11 protein-coding genes and 1 pseudogene are annotated in these 15,833 nt (G+C 52.0%); 8 read left to right on the top strand and 4 right to left on the bottom strand.

The annotated features are described in order from the left end of the window. Positions 1-213 precede the first annotated feature (213 nt). The 3 genes and pseudogenes from CWI71_RS07210 to CWI71_RS07220 all read left to right on the top strand — a co-directional run bounded on the left by CWI71_RS07210 (position 214) and on the right by CWI71_RS07220 (position 1,886). A complete protein-coding gene (locus CWI71_RS07210; protein ID WP_126754596.1) occupies positions 214-597 on the top strand; it encodes a hypothetical protein in 384 nt (127 codons plus the stop codon). A gap of 55 nt (positions 598-652) precedes the next feature. Next, positions 653-1,318: pseudogene (locus CWI71_RS07215) on the top strand (RHS repeat-associated core domain-containing protein); the annotation flags it as partial. 223 nt (positions 1,319-1,541) lie between these two features. Next, positions 1,542-1,886, top strand: coding sequence for an RHS repeat domain-containing protein (locus CWI71_RS07220; protein ID WP_126754598.1), 345 nt, complete (start codon positions 1,542-1,544; stop codon positions 1,884-1,886). A gap of 39 nt (positions 1,887-1,925) precedes the next feature. Here the strand turns inward: CWI71_RS07220 and CWI71_RS07225 are convergent, their stop codons facing one another. Next, positions 1,926-3,281, bottom strand: coding sequence for a DUF1329 domain-containing protein (locus tag CWI71_RS07225; RefSeq protein WP_126754599.1), 1,356 nt, complete (start codon positions 3,279-3,281; stop codon positions 1,926-1,928). Positions 3,282-3,497: 216 nt separating this feature from the next. On the opposite strand from CWI71_RS07225, the gene CWI71_RS07230 reads away from it, so the two are divergent. After that, positions 3,498-4,685: a sialidase family protein gene (locus CWI71_RS07230; RefSeq protein ID WP_198678760.1), complete on the top strand. Its 1,188-nt coding sequence runs from the start codon at positions 3,498-3,500 to the stop codon at positions 4,683-4,685. A gap of 7 nt (positions 4,686-4,692) precedes the next feature. After that, entirely contained in the window at positions 4,693-7,032 is a 2,340-nt protein-coding gene (locus CWI71_RS07235) for an efflux RND transporter permease subunit (RefSeq protein ID WP_126754601.1), read from the top strand. Between the two features lie 30 nt (positions 7,033-7,062). Here the strand turns inward: CWI71_RS07235 and CWI71_RS07240 are convergent, their stop codons facing one another. Together CWI71_RS07240 and sbcB are read right to left on the bottom strand one after the other, a co-directional pair. Next, entirely contained in the window at positions 7,063-8,670 is a 1,608-nt protein-coding gene (locus CWI71_RS07240) for a GMC family oxidoreductase (RefSeq protein WP_126754602.1), read from the bottom strand. 1 nt (position 8,671) lies between these two features. Then, positions 8,672-10,105 (bottom strand): exodeoxyribonuclease I, encoded by a 1,434-nt coding sequence (gene sbcB, locus CWI71_RS07245; protein ID WP_126754603.1) that lies wholly within the window; start codon positions 10,103-10,105, stop codon positions 8,672-8,674. Positions 10,106-10,302: 197 nt separating this feature from the next. On the opposite strand from sbcB, the gene CWI71_RS07250 reads away from it, so the two are divergent. From CWI71_RS07250 to hrpA, 3 genes are read left to right on the top strand one after another with little or no spacing between them, the layout of a single operon-like run. After that, positions 10,303-11,301, top strand: coding sequence for an isoaspartyl peptidase/L-asparaginase family protein (locus CWI71_RS07250; protein ID WP_241967664.1), 999 nt, complete (start codon positions 10,303-10,305; stop codon positions 11,299-11,301). 42 nt (positions 11,302-11,343) lie between these two features. Then, positions 11,344-11,766, top strand: a complete 423-nt coding sequence (locus CWI71_RS07255; protein WP_126754605.1) for a CBS domain-containing protein — start codon at positions 11,344-11,346, stop codon at positions 11,764-11,766. Positions 11,767-11,823: 57 nt separating this feature from the next. Further along, positions 11,824-15,552, top strand: a complete 3,729-nt coding sequence (gene hrpA, locus CWI71_RS07260) for an ATP-dependent RNA helicase HrpA (RefSeq protein WP_126754606.1) — start codon at positions 11,824-11,826, stop codon at positions 15,550-15,552. Here hrpA and CWI71_RS07265 read toward each other — a convergent pair. After that, the gene (locus tag CWI71_RS07265; RefSeq protein ID WP_126754607.1) at positions 15,532-15,798 is read right to left on the bottom strand and encodes a GrxA family glutaredoxin; all 267 of its coding nucleotides are present in this window, start codon (positions 15,796-15,798) and stop codon (positions 15,532-15,534) included. The genes hrpA and CWI71_RS07265 overlap by 21 nt on opposite strands. Between the last annotated feature and the right edge of the window lie 35 nt (positions 15,799-15,833).

Here is a 15,833-nt window from a genome sequence, read left to right on the forward strand (position 1 = left end):
TCAGCAAGGTCAGGCTCATCATGGCTCTCCGTAAAAGAGAGTATATGATCACGACTAAAACTGATCGTCAAATCGATCAATTATTTATTAGCCCAACTGGTCAAGAAACGTTCACGATCTTGCCCTGTAAAGGGTGATGCTAATTCAAGCCTGATTTTAAAAGATAAGACATATGTTGTTTTTGCCGTCTATATTTCAACCGCCATAGATTTTATGGTTCTAGGGGAAGCCCACTCTTTCCCTGTTTCGATTAGTGCAGTCGATGTTAATGTTATTGATGCCCGTCTTTCAAAATATTGGGTTTATGGCCAAAATCCGAATGAACAATGGTCGGCTTTAATTTCTTTCCCTGAATGGGCAAATGACCCATTCTATTACCAAAATCTGGTTGAAGGTAAAGGTAGTGCGGGTCATATCTTTAGAAGATATGAAGAGCTACTACAAAACGAGCATGCTCCGCCTAATCTTGAGGGATTCGCAAATTTAATTAAAGATAACTGGTATCAGTGTCCGATATGTGAGAAGGCATGGGAGAGTAAAGGCGGGAGTGAAGTAATTACTTGTCCAGGTTGCAATGAAAAGCTAAGAAGACCATAACCGAGCTTGTTCACTTTGAATGCAAAGTCGCCGGCACTAAAAGTCTTTTGGCGACACTTACGAGACGCCAAGCTACGACATCGGCTATACCGGCCATAAGTATGATGATGACTTAGGGCTGAGTTATATGCAGGCACGATACTATGATCCAGTTATCGGTCGGTTTTACTCGAATGATCCGGTTGGAACTTTAGGGCATTTGAGTCAAGGGAGTATTCAAGGTTTTAACCGCTATGCGTATGCAAATAACAACCCTTATAAGTACACAGACCCTGATGGCAGGAACCCCGTTTGTTTTACTCCTTGGACCGCGGTCGCTTGTGTTAGTGTCGCAGCCGCAGGGTTTGGGATTTATCAATGGACTGAAGATTTAGAGGAGCTTGGCGAGGCAAAGCTTCAAGAGTTAGAAGCTCAAGAAAGAAGACAGCAAGCCTATATTAATTGTATAAGTTCGGGTGGAAGGAATTGTTCCGGTATTTCGCCCAGCGAAAGTGAGCTGAATGAAAAACGCCGAGAGTTACTTCAAAAAGCAGGTGAGGCAGCCGAGTCAGGTTGTATTGTGGGAACAAGGACCGGTTGCTTTGGAATGAAATATGGTGACGAGTATAAATATATTTCTCAAGTGGATTTTAGGATTTACGAAATAAAACTTAGTAGTGAAGATGAAGTTAATATTTACTCGGGTTATCAACCGGCTCCTTTTGATTATGAAGGCGCCTAGTAAAAGCTTCTGGTGAGATTGAGGAGTACTTGAAAGAGGTTAGCGAGTGCCACATGGAGTTATCGGGAGAATTCCGAGCCTTAAATCCTGAACAATCAGATTGGCCTATACTCGGGTTTTTGTATGTTGGTAGCAAACCGGAATTTGATTTCAGCTCGGTGTACGACCTGATTAATGATAAATGCAAAGCTTTTAATGTCATGAGTGGCCGTTAGGGTGTCGTTTGAAAAAGAGAGTGGTGACACTCACCGATGCCTTAAACCAAGTGCAGGAGCATCGCAGCTTTGATGCCTTTGGCAAACCGCGCTATGGTGGCATGGTGGAGGGCAACGGCACGCTCACGAGCCTGACGCAGGGCGCACCGTTTACGCCGCGCGGCTTCACCGGGCATGAGCACATCGATAGCGCTAAGCTCATCCATATGAATGGCCGTGGCTATGACTACCAGATTGGCCGCTTTTTAAGCGTGGACCCGTTTATTCAAGCGCCGGCGAACAGCCAAAGCCACAAGCGCCCAACGTCGCCCATACTCAAAAAAAAGCCCCGCAATCGCGGGGCTTTCGAATAGCGAACAGCGAATAGCAAACATCGCTGTTGTTTTATGTTTTTACCGAATACCCATACGACGTAGGGCAGAGGTACTAAAATCACTGCGCTCAGGCGTAATGTCAAAGTTCATATACTCTGACTCTTCGTTGGCAAGACCTAACACAATGTACCGGCCTGAGTTCAGGTCATACAGTGCTTCAGCAGCCATCCACGGAGTGTCGTGGTAGTAGAACTGGGTGTTGTATGCTTCAGCGACACGCCATAACTCACCACGGTTGTCGTAGTGGTCGATAACGCTTGCAGTCCAGGTGTCTTCGTCAATAAACATATGACGGGTCTGGTAAATATGACGCTCGCCGTCTTTCAGCGTAGCTTTGACTTCCCAGACACGGTGCTTCTCGTAACGCACATAGTCCTGGTTCATGTGGCCAGCGTTAACGATGTCGTCATACGAAAGGTCGGTGTCCATCAACTTATAGTTGTTGTACGGAATGTACATTTCGCGCTTGCCGACCAGCTCCCAGTTGTATTTGTTCGGCGCACCGTTGAACATGTCCAGGCCGTCAGAGGTACGCAGGCCATCAGACGCTGTACCCGGACCGTCATAAGCAACGTTTGGTGCACGACGTACGCGACGCTGACCGGCGTTGTACAACCAGGCACGACGACCTTCTTTCACCTGGTTAATGGTTTCATGTACTAACAGTACCGTACCGGTCTGACGCGCAGGGGCCAGTACTTCCTGCAGGAAGTAGAACAAAATATTGTCATCGGCAGCTTCACGGCCACTTTCTAAGTACTCAGGGAATACCAGTGACTCACGTAACAGCACGGGTACGAAATTACCGTCTTCAAGTACCGGGAACTGATTCACCAGACGTTGAACCGCGCCGCCACGATAGCGGGTAATGTGGTTCCAGATCACTTCCAGACCATTGGCAGGAATAGGGAACGGCACGTGACGCTTGAAGTTTTCCAGACCGTTACCACCTGCAACCAATTCGGCATTGGTGGCATTTTCTTTAATCACATCATAAACAACTTGCGGGTAAGCTGCGCTACGATGCGTAGGGTAGATGTTCATTTTGTAGTCAGGGTATTTTTCGAACATCGCAACCTGGCCTGCTGAGAGCATATCTTTATGCTCGTCCAGGTTCGCGCTGGTGATGGTGAACAGAATTTCATCATCCGCGTAAGGGTCAGCAGGGCGTGACGGTACTTCGCCGTCGGCGTCGACACTGTAACCGCCGGTCCAGGCCGGAATAGAGCCGTCGGCATTACCTGCCATTTCGGCACCGACAGGCGTCAAATCATTACCTAAGCGCGCGGCTTCCTCAGGTGTTACCTTGGCCATAACGCTGACTGAAATTACTGATAGCGCAAAAACCCCAGCCTTCAGCATCATTTTATTCATGGTTGCATTTCCTTGTTTGTTCTATGTACTTAGCTAAAGCTACATTAAAAATTAGAAAAATTAAATGCCCAGCTAATACTAGCCTTTATAAGCGTCTCACGGTAAGGTATGAGCTGGTTTGACCTGTCTTAATTTATCCATAGCATGTACGGCTTACGGAAAATTTGCAACAGTAAACATAACAATTCTAAGACACAGAAAAAGCAAGAGGGTTCCATGATAAGAGCTAAGCTCTGTGCCGCTGCCATTGCACTCAGTTTAAGTCCCACTGTTTCTGCTCAGATAGCAGAACAAGAGCCAGCGCAACCAACCGAACAAGCTACGCAACCGGTGCAGGGGTATGATGTGATTTATGCACCGGCAATGACCGCACCAGAGGCGACGCAAGCGGTTCTGACGGAGATTGACGCGACGACCTACCGTCAGGTCGCAGTAGGTGATTATGGTGTCATTGTTACACGCGCCACTGCCGATGACGCATGGCAGCAAGCCGAGGTTCCTACCAGTGTGTTCCTGACCAGTCTTAATTTCGCCGACGATCAGCTTGGCTGGGCTGTGGGTCATCATGGGGTGATTCTGCAGACCACTGATGGCGGCATCACCTGGCAGCGTCAGTTGGATGGCTTTGAGTACATTGATCTGCAAATTGAACATTACAGCGATCGTGTGGCCGAGCTTGAGGCGTTGCTTGATAACGCAGAAGATCTCAGTGCCGACGAACAAAGTGACCTTGAGTTTGCCCTCGATGATGCTCTGTTTAAGTTGGATACCGCAGAAATCGCTCTGGAAGAAGGCCCGACCAAACCATTCCTTGACGTGTTAGCGCTTTCTCCCAATGAAATATTTGTCAGCGGCGCCTATGGCGCCTTCCTTTACAGTACCGACGGAGGCGAAAGCTGGCAGATTATTGATCATCTGGTCGAGAACCCTGATGGTTATCATTTGAATGCTCTTGAAGCTGAAGGTGACAACCTTTATCTGGCGGGCGAGTCAGGGCAGTTATTTCGTAGCTTCGATCGCGGTCAGAGCTGGGAAGTGATCGATTCCCCTTACTATGGTTCATTTTTCGGTGTTCATGTCGATCGCCAGCAACGCCTCTGGGTATTTGGCCTGCGCGGTAATATTTTCGTCAGCGAAGATCAGGGCGACAGCTTTACGCAGTTAACCCTCGAGGACCCGGTCAATATCAATAATGCGGTAGATGCGCCTGATGGCGGGCTCTACTTTGTTGGCAATGCGGGCGTGGTGGCCTATTTAAGCGACAGCGGCGAGCTGATTGAGCGCACCCACGAGAGTGGCGCAGCACTGACAGATCTTGTCGTTAATGCCGATGGTAGTCTCACCTTAGTCGGTCAACGTGGTGTCTTAGCGATGCCCAGTAGTGCGCTAACTGAAAAGGATTGATATCACCATGACTGAACAACAACTTAAAAAAAATGAGAAAAGTGTATTTCTGGAGCGCTTGATCTTTAACTTCCGGCCCATGTGGCTGGTTTTGTTTGCCGTGTTGACGGTATTTCTAGGCTGGAATGCCAGCCAGGTCCGTCCGGAAGCAAGTTTGACCAAGATGATTCCGACCAATCATCCGTTCATTCAGAACTACTTTGAATATCGTGATGATTTGGCCAGCTTAGGTAACGTGGTGCGCATTGCGGTGGAAACCACCGAGGGCACTATTTTTACTGCTGAATTTCAGAAAACCCTGCAGGAAATTACTGACGAGGTCTTCTTTATACCGGGTGTTGATCGCGCCGGTTTAAAAAGTATCTGGACGCCGAACGTGCGCTGGAGCGAAGTGACCGAAGAGGGCTTCGTCGGCGGACCGGTCATTCCGGATAACTGGGACGCCTCGCAGGAGTCACTGGAGCAGTTGCGTACCAATGTGCTGCGCTCCGGTGAAGTAGGTAACCTGGTAGCGAATAACTTTAAATCGGCGCTGATTTATGTCCCGCTGAATGAAGTCAATCCGGACACCGGTGAACCGCTGGACTACCAGGCGTTCTCAGAGCAGTTGGAAGAAAAGATTCGCGATAAGTATGAGAGCGACACGGTAAAAATTCATATCACCGGCTTTGCCAAGATCATCGGCGACCTGATTGAAGGGGCCATGCAGGTAGGTCTGTTTTTCCTGATTGCCATTGTCATTACCCTGGTCATGTTGTTTTTATACAGCCGTTGCTGGCGCAGCTCGCTGACGGTGCTCTCATGCTCGATCATCGCCGTGGTCTGGCAATTAGGTATTATCGACCTGATTGGCAGTGGTATTAACCCGTACTCGATGTTGGTGCCGTTTTTAGTCTTTGCCATCGGCGTCAGTCATGGTGTGCAAATTATTAATGCCATGAGCAGTAACCGGGTGGAGGGACATGACCGCATTATGTCAGCACGCCTGGCGTTTCGTGCGCTCTACGTCGCGGGTCTGACTGCGCTGGTGTCCGATGCTATCGGCTTTACCACGCTGATGGTCATTGATATTGCCGTTATTCAGGAGCTGGCAATTGCCGCGAGTATTGGTGTGGCGGTGGTGGTACTGACCAATCTTGGTTTGCTGCCCATCATCATGTCGTACTGTGGCATTTCAGAGCGTGGCCGCGCTTATAGCGAGCGGGTAAAAAATCAGGATCATCCGGTGCTGACCATGTTCGAGCGCTTCTCAGAACCTAAGTGGGCCTACAGTGCGCTTGTGGTTGCATTGATCGGTTTATCCTGGGGCCTGATTCAGGGCCAACAGATGAAAATAGGCGACCTTGACGCTGGTGCGCCAGAGCTGCGCCCTGACAGTCGTTACAATCTTGATAACAAGTTCATTGTTGACAACTACAGCTCCAGTACCGACATTTTTGTGGTGATGGCCGAGACCGCGCCTGCCAAGTGTATTGCCTATGACAACCTTGAGCTGATGGATCGCTTTAGCTGGCATATGGAAAATACGCCAGGGGTTCAGGACGTAAAATCAGTGGTTTATGTCGCAAAAATGGGCGGGTTTGGCCTCAACGAGGGCAACCTGAAATGGTTCAGCCTCAATCGTAACCAGTATGTACTTAACGCTAATACCAATCGCACGCCTCCAGGGTTAATTAACCCGGACTGTTCGATGGCACCGATCATTATTTATTTAAACGATCACAAAGCCGAGACGTTACGTACGGTGGTGAATGCGGTCAATGAATTCAAGTCTGAATACCAACAAGACGGCGTTGATTTTCTGATGGCAGCCGGCAACTCCGGTATTGAGGCGGCAACCAATCAGGTCATTGAGGACGCACAGTACAAGATGCTGCTATGGGTCTATGGCGTGGTGATTGTGCTGGTGTTTATCACTTTCCGCAGTTTACGTACCGTTGCCTGTATTGTGTTGCCATTAATGCTGACCACTATTATGAGTCAGGGCCTGATGGCGGTGCTGGGCATTGGTGTGAAAGTGGCGACCTTACCGGTGATTGCGTTGGGTGTGGGTATTGGTGTTGATTACGGTATCTATATCTACGCGAAAATCAAAGAAGGTCTCGAGCGTGGTATGCACCTGAATGAGTGTTACAAATACGCGCTGGATAATACTGGTAAGGCAGTGGGCTTCACGGGCCTGACGCTGGCTATCGGCGTGGCCACCTGGATCTTCTCACCGATTAAGTTCCAGGCTGATATGGGTATTCTGCTGACCTTTATGTTCCTTTGGAATATGCTCGGTGCCTTGATTCTGATTCCTGCTCTGGCGCGTTTGTTCTCGCGCTTTGGTAAGCGAATTCATTAAGCTTAAGGCGGCGCGCAGGCGCCGCCGGCTTTAGTGGGTGTCGGCAAGGATCAGGTCGGCGCCCAAATCCGCAATGACCATCGTCGGCGCGTTGGTATTACCGCTGACGACAGTGGGCATTATCGACGCGTCAACGACGCGTAAGCGCTCAACCCCCCGAACTTTTAAACTGGCGTCTACGACAGCGGCGTCGTCATTGCCCATGCGGCAGGTCGAAGTAGGGTGGTAAATAAGACCACAGTGACTGCGTAGGCGTTCCAGCAGTTGCTCATCATCCGCAACGTCACCAGGCAGTACTTCGCCGCCATTATGCTCAGCCATCGCGGGTTGCTGCATAATGTCACGTACCTGCCGTACGCCCGACAGCAAGCTTTGCTGATCGCTGTCATTTTGTAGAAAGTCATAGGTAAAGCCGGGCTTTTTACGGATATCCCTGGCATGCAAATAAAGCCGCCCGCGGGCTTGCGGACGCAGTACACACACGTGACAGGCAAATCCATGTCGGAACGCCGGTGTCAGATCATAACCGCTGTCATCAAAGCGGGTAGGCACCAGATGCAACTGCAGGTCCGGTGTTTCAACCTCTGGCTGACTGCGTAAAAAGCCACCCACTTCAGCTGGCGGATGGGCCATTGCGCCGTTGCGCGAATACCAGTAGCGCAGGGCAGCCATGCCGAGCCGACCAAGTCCGATGGGGGCCAGGTTCAGGCTGTCTTTGCGGGCGTTTTTATAATGCAGCATGACATCGACGTGCTCTTGCAAATTGCCGCCCACGTCAGGTCGATCGACCAAGGTAGCAATGCCGTGTCGATGCAACTCGCTGGCGCAGCCAATACCGGAAAGCATAAGAATTTGAGGTGAGTGAAAGGCACCAGCGCTTAGTACGACCTCGCGCCGTGCCGCGAGAAAGCTAAGCTTGCCACCCTGGCGGATGAATACTCCCTCGGCACGCTGCGCGGCAATTTTGACGCGTTCCACTTGTGCTTTGGTGAAAACCTGCAGATTTTCACGCTTAAGCGCCGGCTCTAAAAATGCCCGGCGGGTACCGAAGCGCTCACCATTATGCATGGTGAACTGAAAAGCCCCCACGCCGTAAAGTGATGGGCCGTTAAAGTCGGTGTTATGGGGCAGGCCTGCTTGTACGCCGGCTTCAATAAACCGGCGCGAAACGGCATAGTAAGGCTCAACGTCGGTAACGTGTAACGGCCCGCTGTCGCCATGATAGGCATCAGCGCCACGGCCGTTACGTTCTAATTTGCGAAAGCGCTCGAGCATAGCCGACCACTGCCAGTTGTCACTGCTTTGTGCGGCCCAACCCTCGTAATCACTCGGTGCGCCACGGGTATAGATCATGGCATTGATGGCGCTGCTGCCACCCAGACCTTTGCCGCGTGGTGTGTATAATCCTTTGCCACGGCGCAGGTGTTTATCTTCGCTGCGTAACATCCAGTTATGTCGGCGGCTGTGCAATAACGAGGCAACGGCACCGGGCATGGTTATAAGCGGCGAGCGACCAGAGCCTCCGGCTTCGAGCAGGGCGACGCGGAATTCACCGCTGCGCGACAAGCGCTCGGCCAGCACACATCCGGCGCTGCCGCCGCCCACAATAATATAGTCGAAGGTCGCTTCTGCGTTCATGCTACATGCTCTGTACGTATCGGTAGAGATCTTTCAGCAATGCCTGCTTGCGTGCGTCATTGGCATACAGCTCAGCACAATTTTCCAGTTCAATCATAAAGCTGTCGGCTGATAAACCGCGTGGTAGGGGCTCAAGCAAACGTTGCTGGCAAAACCCGCGCCAGCGCTGTAGTTCAGCGTCGGTTAGCGTGGCCGGGTAGTTGCGCGCGCGATAGCGAAACAGCATTTCGGGCAGACGGGCGTCACTGAAGTTCAGTTGTAGTGCCGCCAATTGCTGCGGCTCTGTGGCGCGAATGATGGCCATGGTGGAGCGATCCTGATCGCTGAAAAATGCACCCGAGTAGAGCTGTAGCTCAGGGTCGCGGGGCACTTCATCAGTTGCCTGAAAGCGGGTGCTTTGGATCAGGCGCTCACGAAGCTCTGGTTGCGAGGCCAGCCACTGGGCGCGTTCAAGCATGGTAGCGAGCGGTAATTGCCAACGCTGTTGCACTGCTTCGGTAAGCACGCTGCGCGGGGCAAGAAACGGGCAACGGTTCAGCATCAGTTGCTGCGCACCATACACGCCCCAGTGTTGCGCGGCACGCTGCTCTTTTGGCGCAAATCGACGCTCCTGTAGCGCGTCATCACTAAGATTTAGTAACTCTTTAGGGTCTTCACGCAAATTCCAGTACACCAGGGCGTTGGGATTATCCTCCTGATACCCCAGTGGCATAATGAGCGATAGGTAGCCGTTATCTGCACCGTAAAAGCCGGCCACATGCGCAACCGGTGTAAAGTTTACCAAATCAATCAGCGGCTTGAGCGCCTGCTTACGGCGAATGGAGTAGGCGTAATCAAACAGCTTGGGTTGCGCCTCGCGCAGTCGTTTCGCCATGGCGATGGTTGCGTAAACATCGGCCATTGCGTCATGGGCCTGACCATGCTCAATGTTATTGGCAGCGGTTAAATGCTCCAGTCGCATGCTGGCTTGGCCGGCCTCATTTGTGGGCCACTGAATGCCTTCCGGGCGCAATGCGTAGCAGGCACGTACCACGTCAATCAGATCCCAGCGGGAATTATTGTGTTGCCAGGTATGGGCGTAGGGATCAATAAAATTACGGTAAAACAGGTGTCGTGTGACCTCATCGTCGAAGTTCACCGAGTTATAGCCGACGATGGTGGTATGGGGGGTACTGAACTCCGCCGCAATCTTGCCGGCAAAGCTGGTCTCATTCATACCCTGCGCGAGCGCGTGCTGGGGCGTGATGCCGGTAATCAGCACTGCTTGCGGATGCGGCAGAAAATCGGGCGTCGGCTGGCTGTAAATTGTTAAGGGCCGACCAATGGGATTGAGCTCCATATCGGTGCGCAATCCGGCGAATTGTGCCGGACGGTCGACCTGAGGCTGCGCGCCCCAGGTTTCATAGTCATGCCAGTAAAAGGTTTCTTGTGTCATGTAAGGGATTAATTGCGTTGACAATGTTGTCTTGCAGACTACCTGAATGCGGTCACTGCCGCAATTGCTGCGCTCAGTGAAATCATCTGCACTGGCGACTAAAAGGGAAGCGTGGCACGATAGCAGCACTCGTAATAAAAACAGGAACTAAAAAAATGAACTACTTAGCTGCTATGACCGGTGCGCTGGCGCTGGTGATGTCGACCGCCGGTTGCACTACCGACGAGCAAAAAACGAATCAGAGCAACAATGCTCAGGCGCCATTTTCCATTGCGATTCACGGCGGTGCCGGCACCATTACCCGGGCTGATTTAAGCGCTGAACAAGAAGCGGCATATAAAGCCAAGCTGACCGAAGCGCTGAATGCCGGCCATGCCATTCTGGCTGCAGGCGGAACAAGTATGGATGCGGTGATTGCCGCCGTGCAGATTATGGAAGCGTCACCGCTTTTCAACTCTGGGCGCGGCGCGGTTTATACCTTTGATGGTGAGCATGAGCTCGATGCCTCGATCATGAATGGTGAAAACCTGCAAGCCGGTGCGGTCGCCGGCGTTAAAACCGTGAAAAGCCCAATCGCGCTGGCACGTGCGGTCATGGAAGAATCGGTGCACGTTATGCTAAGCGGCGAAGGTGCAGAACAGTTCGCCAAAGAGCAAGGCCTGGAACTGGTCGACAACAGTTACTTCAATACCGAGCGACGCTTTGAGCAGCTGCAGCGGGCAAAAGAAAAGCTCGGTGTGGCCGACAAGCAGGCATATCTTGCGCTCGATGAAAAATATAAATACGGCACTGTAGGCGCGGTGGCGTTGGATCAGTCAGGAAATCTTGCCGCCGCAACCTCAACCGGCGGTATGACTGCCAAGCGTTATGGTCGTATTGGCGACTCACCGATTATTGGTGCAGGTACCTGGGCCGATAACGCCAGCTGTGCGGTCTCTGCGACCGGTCACGGTGAGTACTTTATCCGTTATCACGTTGCCGCCGATATCTGTAGCCGGGTGAAATACCTGGATCAGTCCATCACTGAAGCCGGCGACACAGTCATTCATGACGTTTTACTGCCCGCAGGCGGCACCGGTGGCGTGATTATTGTCGATGGTGAAGGTAATGTAGCCATGCCATTTAATACCGAAGGCATGTACCGCGCCAGCCGCGTGGGTAATGGTGAAGTTGAGGTTGCTATTTACAAAGATTGACTATACTTATCTTTAAGCGAATCAACTTGTTGAGGTAGTGCTATGAATTCGATGAAAGTTGCTGATTTTATGCATCGCAGACCCGTGGTCTTCACCGAAGAGCTGCCGATTGAAGCCGCCGTTGAGCGGCTATTACAATCGCACCAGCGCGGCGGACCTGTGGTGGATAAAGATCGTAAGGTCATTGGCTTTTTATCGGAGCAGGATTGCCTCGCCGCGATGCTGTGCGATACCTATCACAAAGAAATGTCGGCCAATGTGGCCGACTGTATGTTCCGCGGCGACGTCCTCTGTGTCTTCGCCGAAGATTCAATTACTGATCTGGCGCAGCGCATGGACGCAAAAAAGCCCAAAGTCTATCCGGTGCTTGACGATTCCACCCGGCAACTGGTCGGGGTGATCAGCCGCACCGATGTTCTGGGGGCTATCGACAGTTACTTTCAGGATTCCTACCGGCGACGTTAACAAGCGTCGCCAGCACTGCTAAACTAACGCTTTCCTTGCAGTAAATTAGGACAGGGCGTGCAGACAAGCATTCAGTTTCCCAGCGAATTGCCGGTAGTTCAGGCAAAAGATGAAATACAGCAGGCAATTCGTGATCATCAGGTGATTATCGTAGCCGGTGAAACCGGCTCCGGTAAAACCACCCAGCTGCCGAAAATGTTGCTTGAGCTCGGCTACGGACGCCATGAAGAGGGTACGCTGATTGGCCATACCCAGCCGCGTCGTTTGGCTGCGCGCAGTGTCGCGCAACGGATTGCCGATGAGTTGCAGACGCCGCTGGGCGAGAAGGTTGGCTTTAAAGTACGCTTTCAGGACCAAACTGCGCCAACTACGGCGATTAAGCTGGTGACCGATGGTATGTTACTGGCCGAGCTGCAAAACGATCGGTTGTTACGCAAGTACGACGCGCTGATTATTGATGAGGCGCATGAACGCAGCCTGAATATCGACTTTTTGTTGGGTGTGATCGCAAAAATTCTGCCCAAGCGTCCGGATCTTAAACTTATTATCACCTCAGCGACCATTGAAACCGAGCGCTTTGCCCGGCATTTTGGCGACGCACCGATCATTTCCGTCAGTGGCCGAACCTACCCGGTCGAAGTGCGTTACCGACCGCTTGAGGGCGACGATGATAGCGGTGACGTGGTACAGGGGGTGTGTGATGCGGTGCAGGAGCTTTACCGCGAGCCGGGAGGCGATATTCTGGTATTTGCTTCGGGTGAGCGTGAGATCCGCGATTTTGCCGAAGCTCTGGGCGAACTCGATTTAGTAGATACCGAATTACTACCGCTATTCGCACGGCTTTCATCGGCCGAGCAGAATCGGGTGTTTCAAAGTCATCGTCAGCGGCGCATTGTGATTGCTACCAACGTTGCTGAAACCTCACTGACAGTGCCCGGTATCCGCTATGTGGTCGATCCGGGAACCGCGCGTATCAGCCGTTACAGTTATCGCACCAAAGTACAGCGCCTGCCCATAGAGAAAGTCTCTCAGGCCAGTGCCAACCAACGCATGGGGCGTTGTGGACGCGTTGCGCCGGGTATCTGTATCCGTCTTTACAGTGAAGAGGACTTTTTACAGCGCCCCGAATACACTGAGCCTGAAATTTTACGGACCAATCTGGCGGCCGTTATTTTGCAGATGACCGCGGCAAAACTGGGTGATATCCGCAAGTTTCCGTTTATTGATCGGCCCGATGAGCGTTTTGTGAAAGACGGCATGAACCTGTTACAGGAATTGCATGCACTCAAGAGCGCCGGCCAGCGGCGACGTAAAAAAGGCGCTCCGACCGGTCCGCAACTCACCCAATTAGGTCGCCAGCTGGCGCAACTACCCATCGACCCGCGGCTAGCGCGCATGGTGTTGGCGGCGCGTGATTTTGGCTGTATTCGCGAAGTGATGGTGATTACTGCGGCATTGAGTATTCAGGATCCACGCGAGCGTCCGCAGCAGGGGCGCCAGAAAGCTGATGAGATGCATCAGCGTTTTCATGATAAGGATTCTGACTTTATCAGTTACCTCAAGCTTTGGGATTACCTGGGCGAAAAGCAAAAGGAATTATCAAAGTCACAGTTCCGTAAACAGTTAAAATCTGAGTTTCTGCACTTTTTGCGCGTCCGCGAATGGCAGGACGTTTACAGCCAGATCAGACAAACGGTGCGTGGTTTAGGTTTCAGTATTAATCAGGAACCTGCCAGCTATGAGGCCGTGCATCGGGCGCTATTGACCGGCTTGTTGTCGCACCTGGGGAATAAGCAGGAAGGGCATGAGTTTCTGGGCGCGCGTAACCGCAAATTCTATGTTTTTCCGGGTTCTGGTTTATTTAAAAAAACACCCAAATGGGTGATGGCGGCAGAACTGGTCGAGACCAGTCGCTTATTTGCCCGGGTGAACGCGCGGATTGAACCTGAGTGGGTTGAGCCAGCGGCGCAGCACCTGGTGAAGCGTAATTACTTTGAGCCACATTTTGCTAAGAAGTCAGGCTCGGTAGTCGCCGATGAACAGGTGACGCTGTACGGTTTAATTATCGTCCCCCGGCGACGGGTACAGTACGGTCCTGTGGATCCGGTAGCAGCACGGGAAATTTTTATCCGCGAGGCGCTGGTAAATGCGCAGTTGAAACGGCAACTGCCATTTATTCAGCATAATCAGGCACTGATTGCCGACATTCGTGAACTGGAAGAGAAGTCGCGCCGGCGTGATATTCTGGTGGATGATGAGGCACTGTACCAGGCCTACGACGCGCATATTCCTGCGGGCATTTATAACGAGCAGTTACTAGCCGGCTGGTGGCATAAAGCCGCGAAAGAGCAACCGAAGCTCTTGTTTTTTAAGCGACAGGACTTAATGGCCCAAGCCGCCGAGCATGTCACAGAACTGGAGTATCCTGATAACTGGCAACAGGGAGATTTCCGCTTACCGTTAAGCTACCATTTCGAGCCTGGCGATCCGCGTGATGGCGTGGCGGTACATATTCCGCTGACATTGGTCAATCAGATTGAACCACTTGGCTTTGACTGGCAGGTACCGGCATTGCGGGAACAGTTGGTGGTGCATTGGATCAAGTCACTGCCGAAGTCATTGCGGCGGCATTTTGTGCCAGCCCCGAACTACGCTCAGGCATTTTTAGCTGATACCGGCGCGAAAGAGGCGTTGCAGCGACCCTTGCTGGACTCCCTCAGTGATAAATTACGTCGGATGTCCGGTGTGACCGTGCCGGAAGACGCCTGGGACGCCAGCCAGATCCCTGACTATCTTAAAATGCGCTTTGTCATTGAAGATGAAAATGGCAAAGCGGTGGCTGAAAGCCGTGACCTTGAGGCGCTGCAGCATCAGTTACAGGGGCGGGTGCAGCATGCCTTGCGTAAAGCCGTGGCCGAACAACCGAAAGCAAAAGAGGCCACCGACTGGCAATTTGGTAGCTTGCCGGAGGTGCGTGAACGTGAGCAACGTGGTTATTCGGTAAAAGCCTATCCGGCGCTTGAAGTGGCGGGAGAAGGCGTGCATGAAACTTTGTTTGATCGTCCCGAGCAAGCAGCCGCTGCCCATCAGCGCGCGTTGCGTAAACTGCTGCAGTTGCAGCTTCCTTCGCCGGTACGCTATCTGCAACAGAGCCTGTCAAATAAGGCCAAGCTGGCGATGTATTACAATCCCTGGGGTAAGGTGGACGCGCTGATTGAAGATTGTATTGATGCCGCGCTAGATGAACTTATCGCAGCACAGCCGATTCGAAATGCAGCAACCTTTCAACGCGTAAGTGATCATGCCCGCGCCGAGCTCAATGAGCGGGTGACGGCGATTGCCCGGCAGGTAGAGCCGTGTTTGGTCCTCACGCAAAAGATCCGCAAGCAGTTGAAAGGCTCGGTACCGCTCGATCAAATTCAGGCCCACGGCGACATCAAGACGCAACTGGACGGCTTGGTTTACCCGGGTTTTGTCAGTGCTTCAGGAGCAGCGCGGTTACCCGACATTGAACGGTACTTACGGGCAATTGAACGGCGACTGGAGAAGTTACCGGTGGATCCCAACCGTGATCGTTTGCATACGCTGACATTAGAGAAGTTGGAACGACAGTATCAGGAGGTGTTGGGTAAGTGGCCGAAAAGCCAGCCCTATACGGATGATTTGATCGAGATTCGCTGGATGTTAGAAGAGTTGCGGGTGAGTTTTTTTGCCCAGCAACTGGGAACCCGCTATCCCATTTCGGAAAAGCGGGTTCAACAGGCATTAAGCGGCGTAAAGCCCTAAGTTCTCACGCGCATAGGCTTCAAACTCAGTGCAGCCACCAATGTGCTGCTCGTCGATGAAAACCTGCGGTACCGTCAATACGGGCGCGCCAACGGTTTTCTCGAGGTCCGCTTTGGTAATGCCTTCTTCGTGCATGTCGATGTAACGAAATTCGAAATCGTCACGCTCTTCAGTGAGTTTCTCGGCGATTTGCTTTGCACGAACACAGAATGGACAACCCGGGCGGCCAAAAATTACTGTAAACATTGTTTCTCCCACATTTGAAAATCTACAGGGACTAT

Origin of the sequence: Pseudidiomarina insulisalsae, assembly GCF_003987065.1 — a bacterium.
Lineage (GTDB): Bacteria > Pseudomonadota > Gammaproteobacteria > Enterobacterales > Alteromonadaceae > Pseudidiomarina > Pseudidiomarina insulisalsae.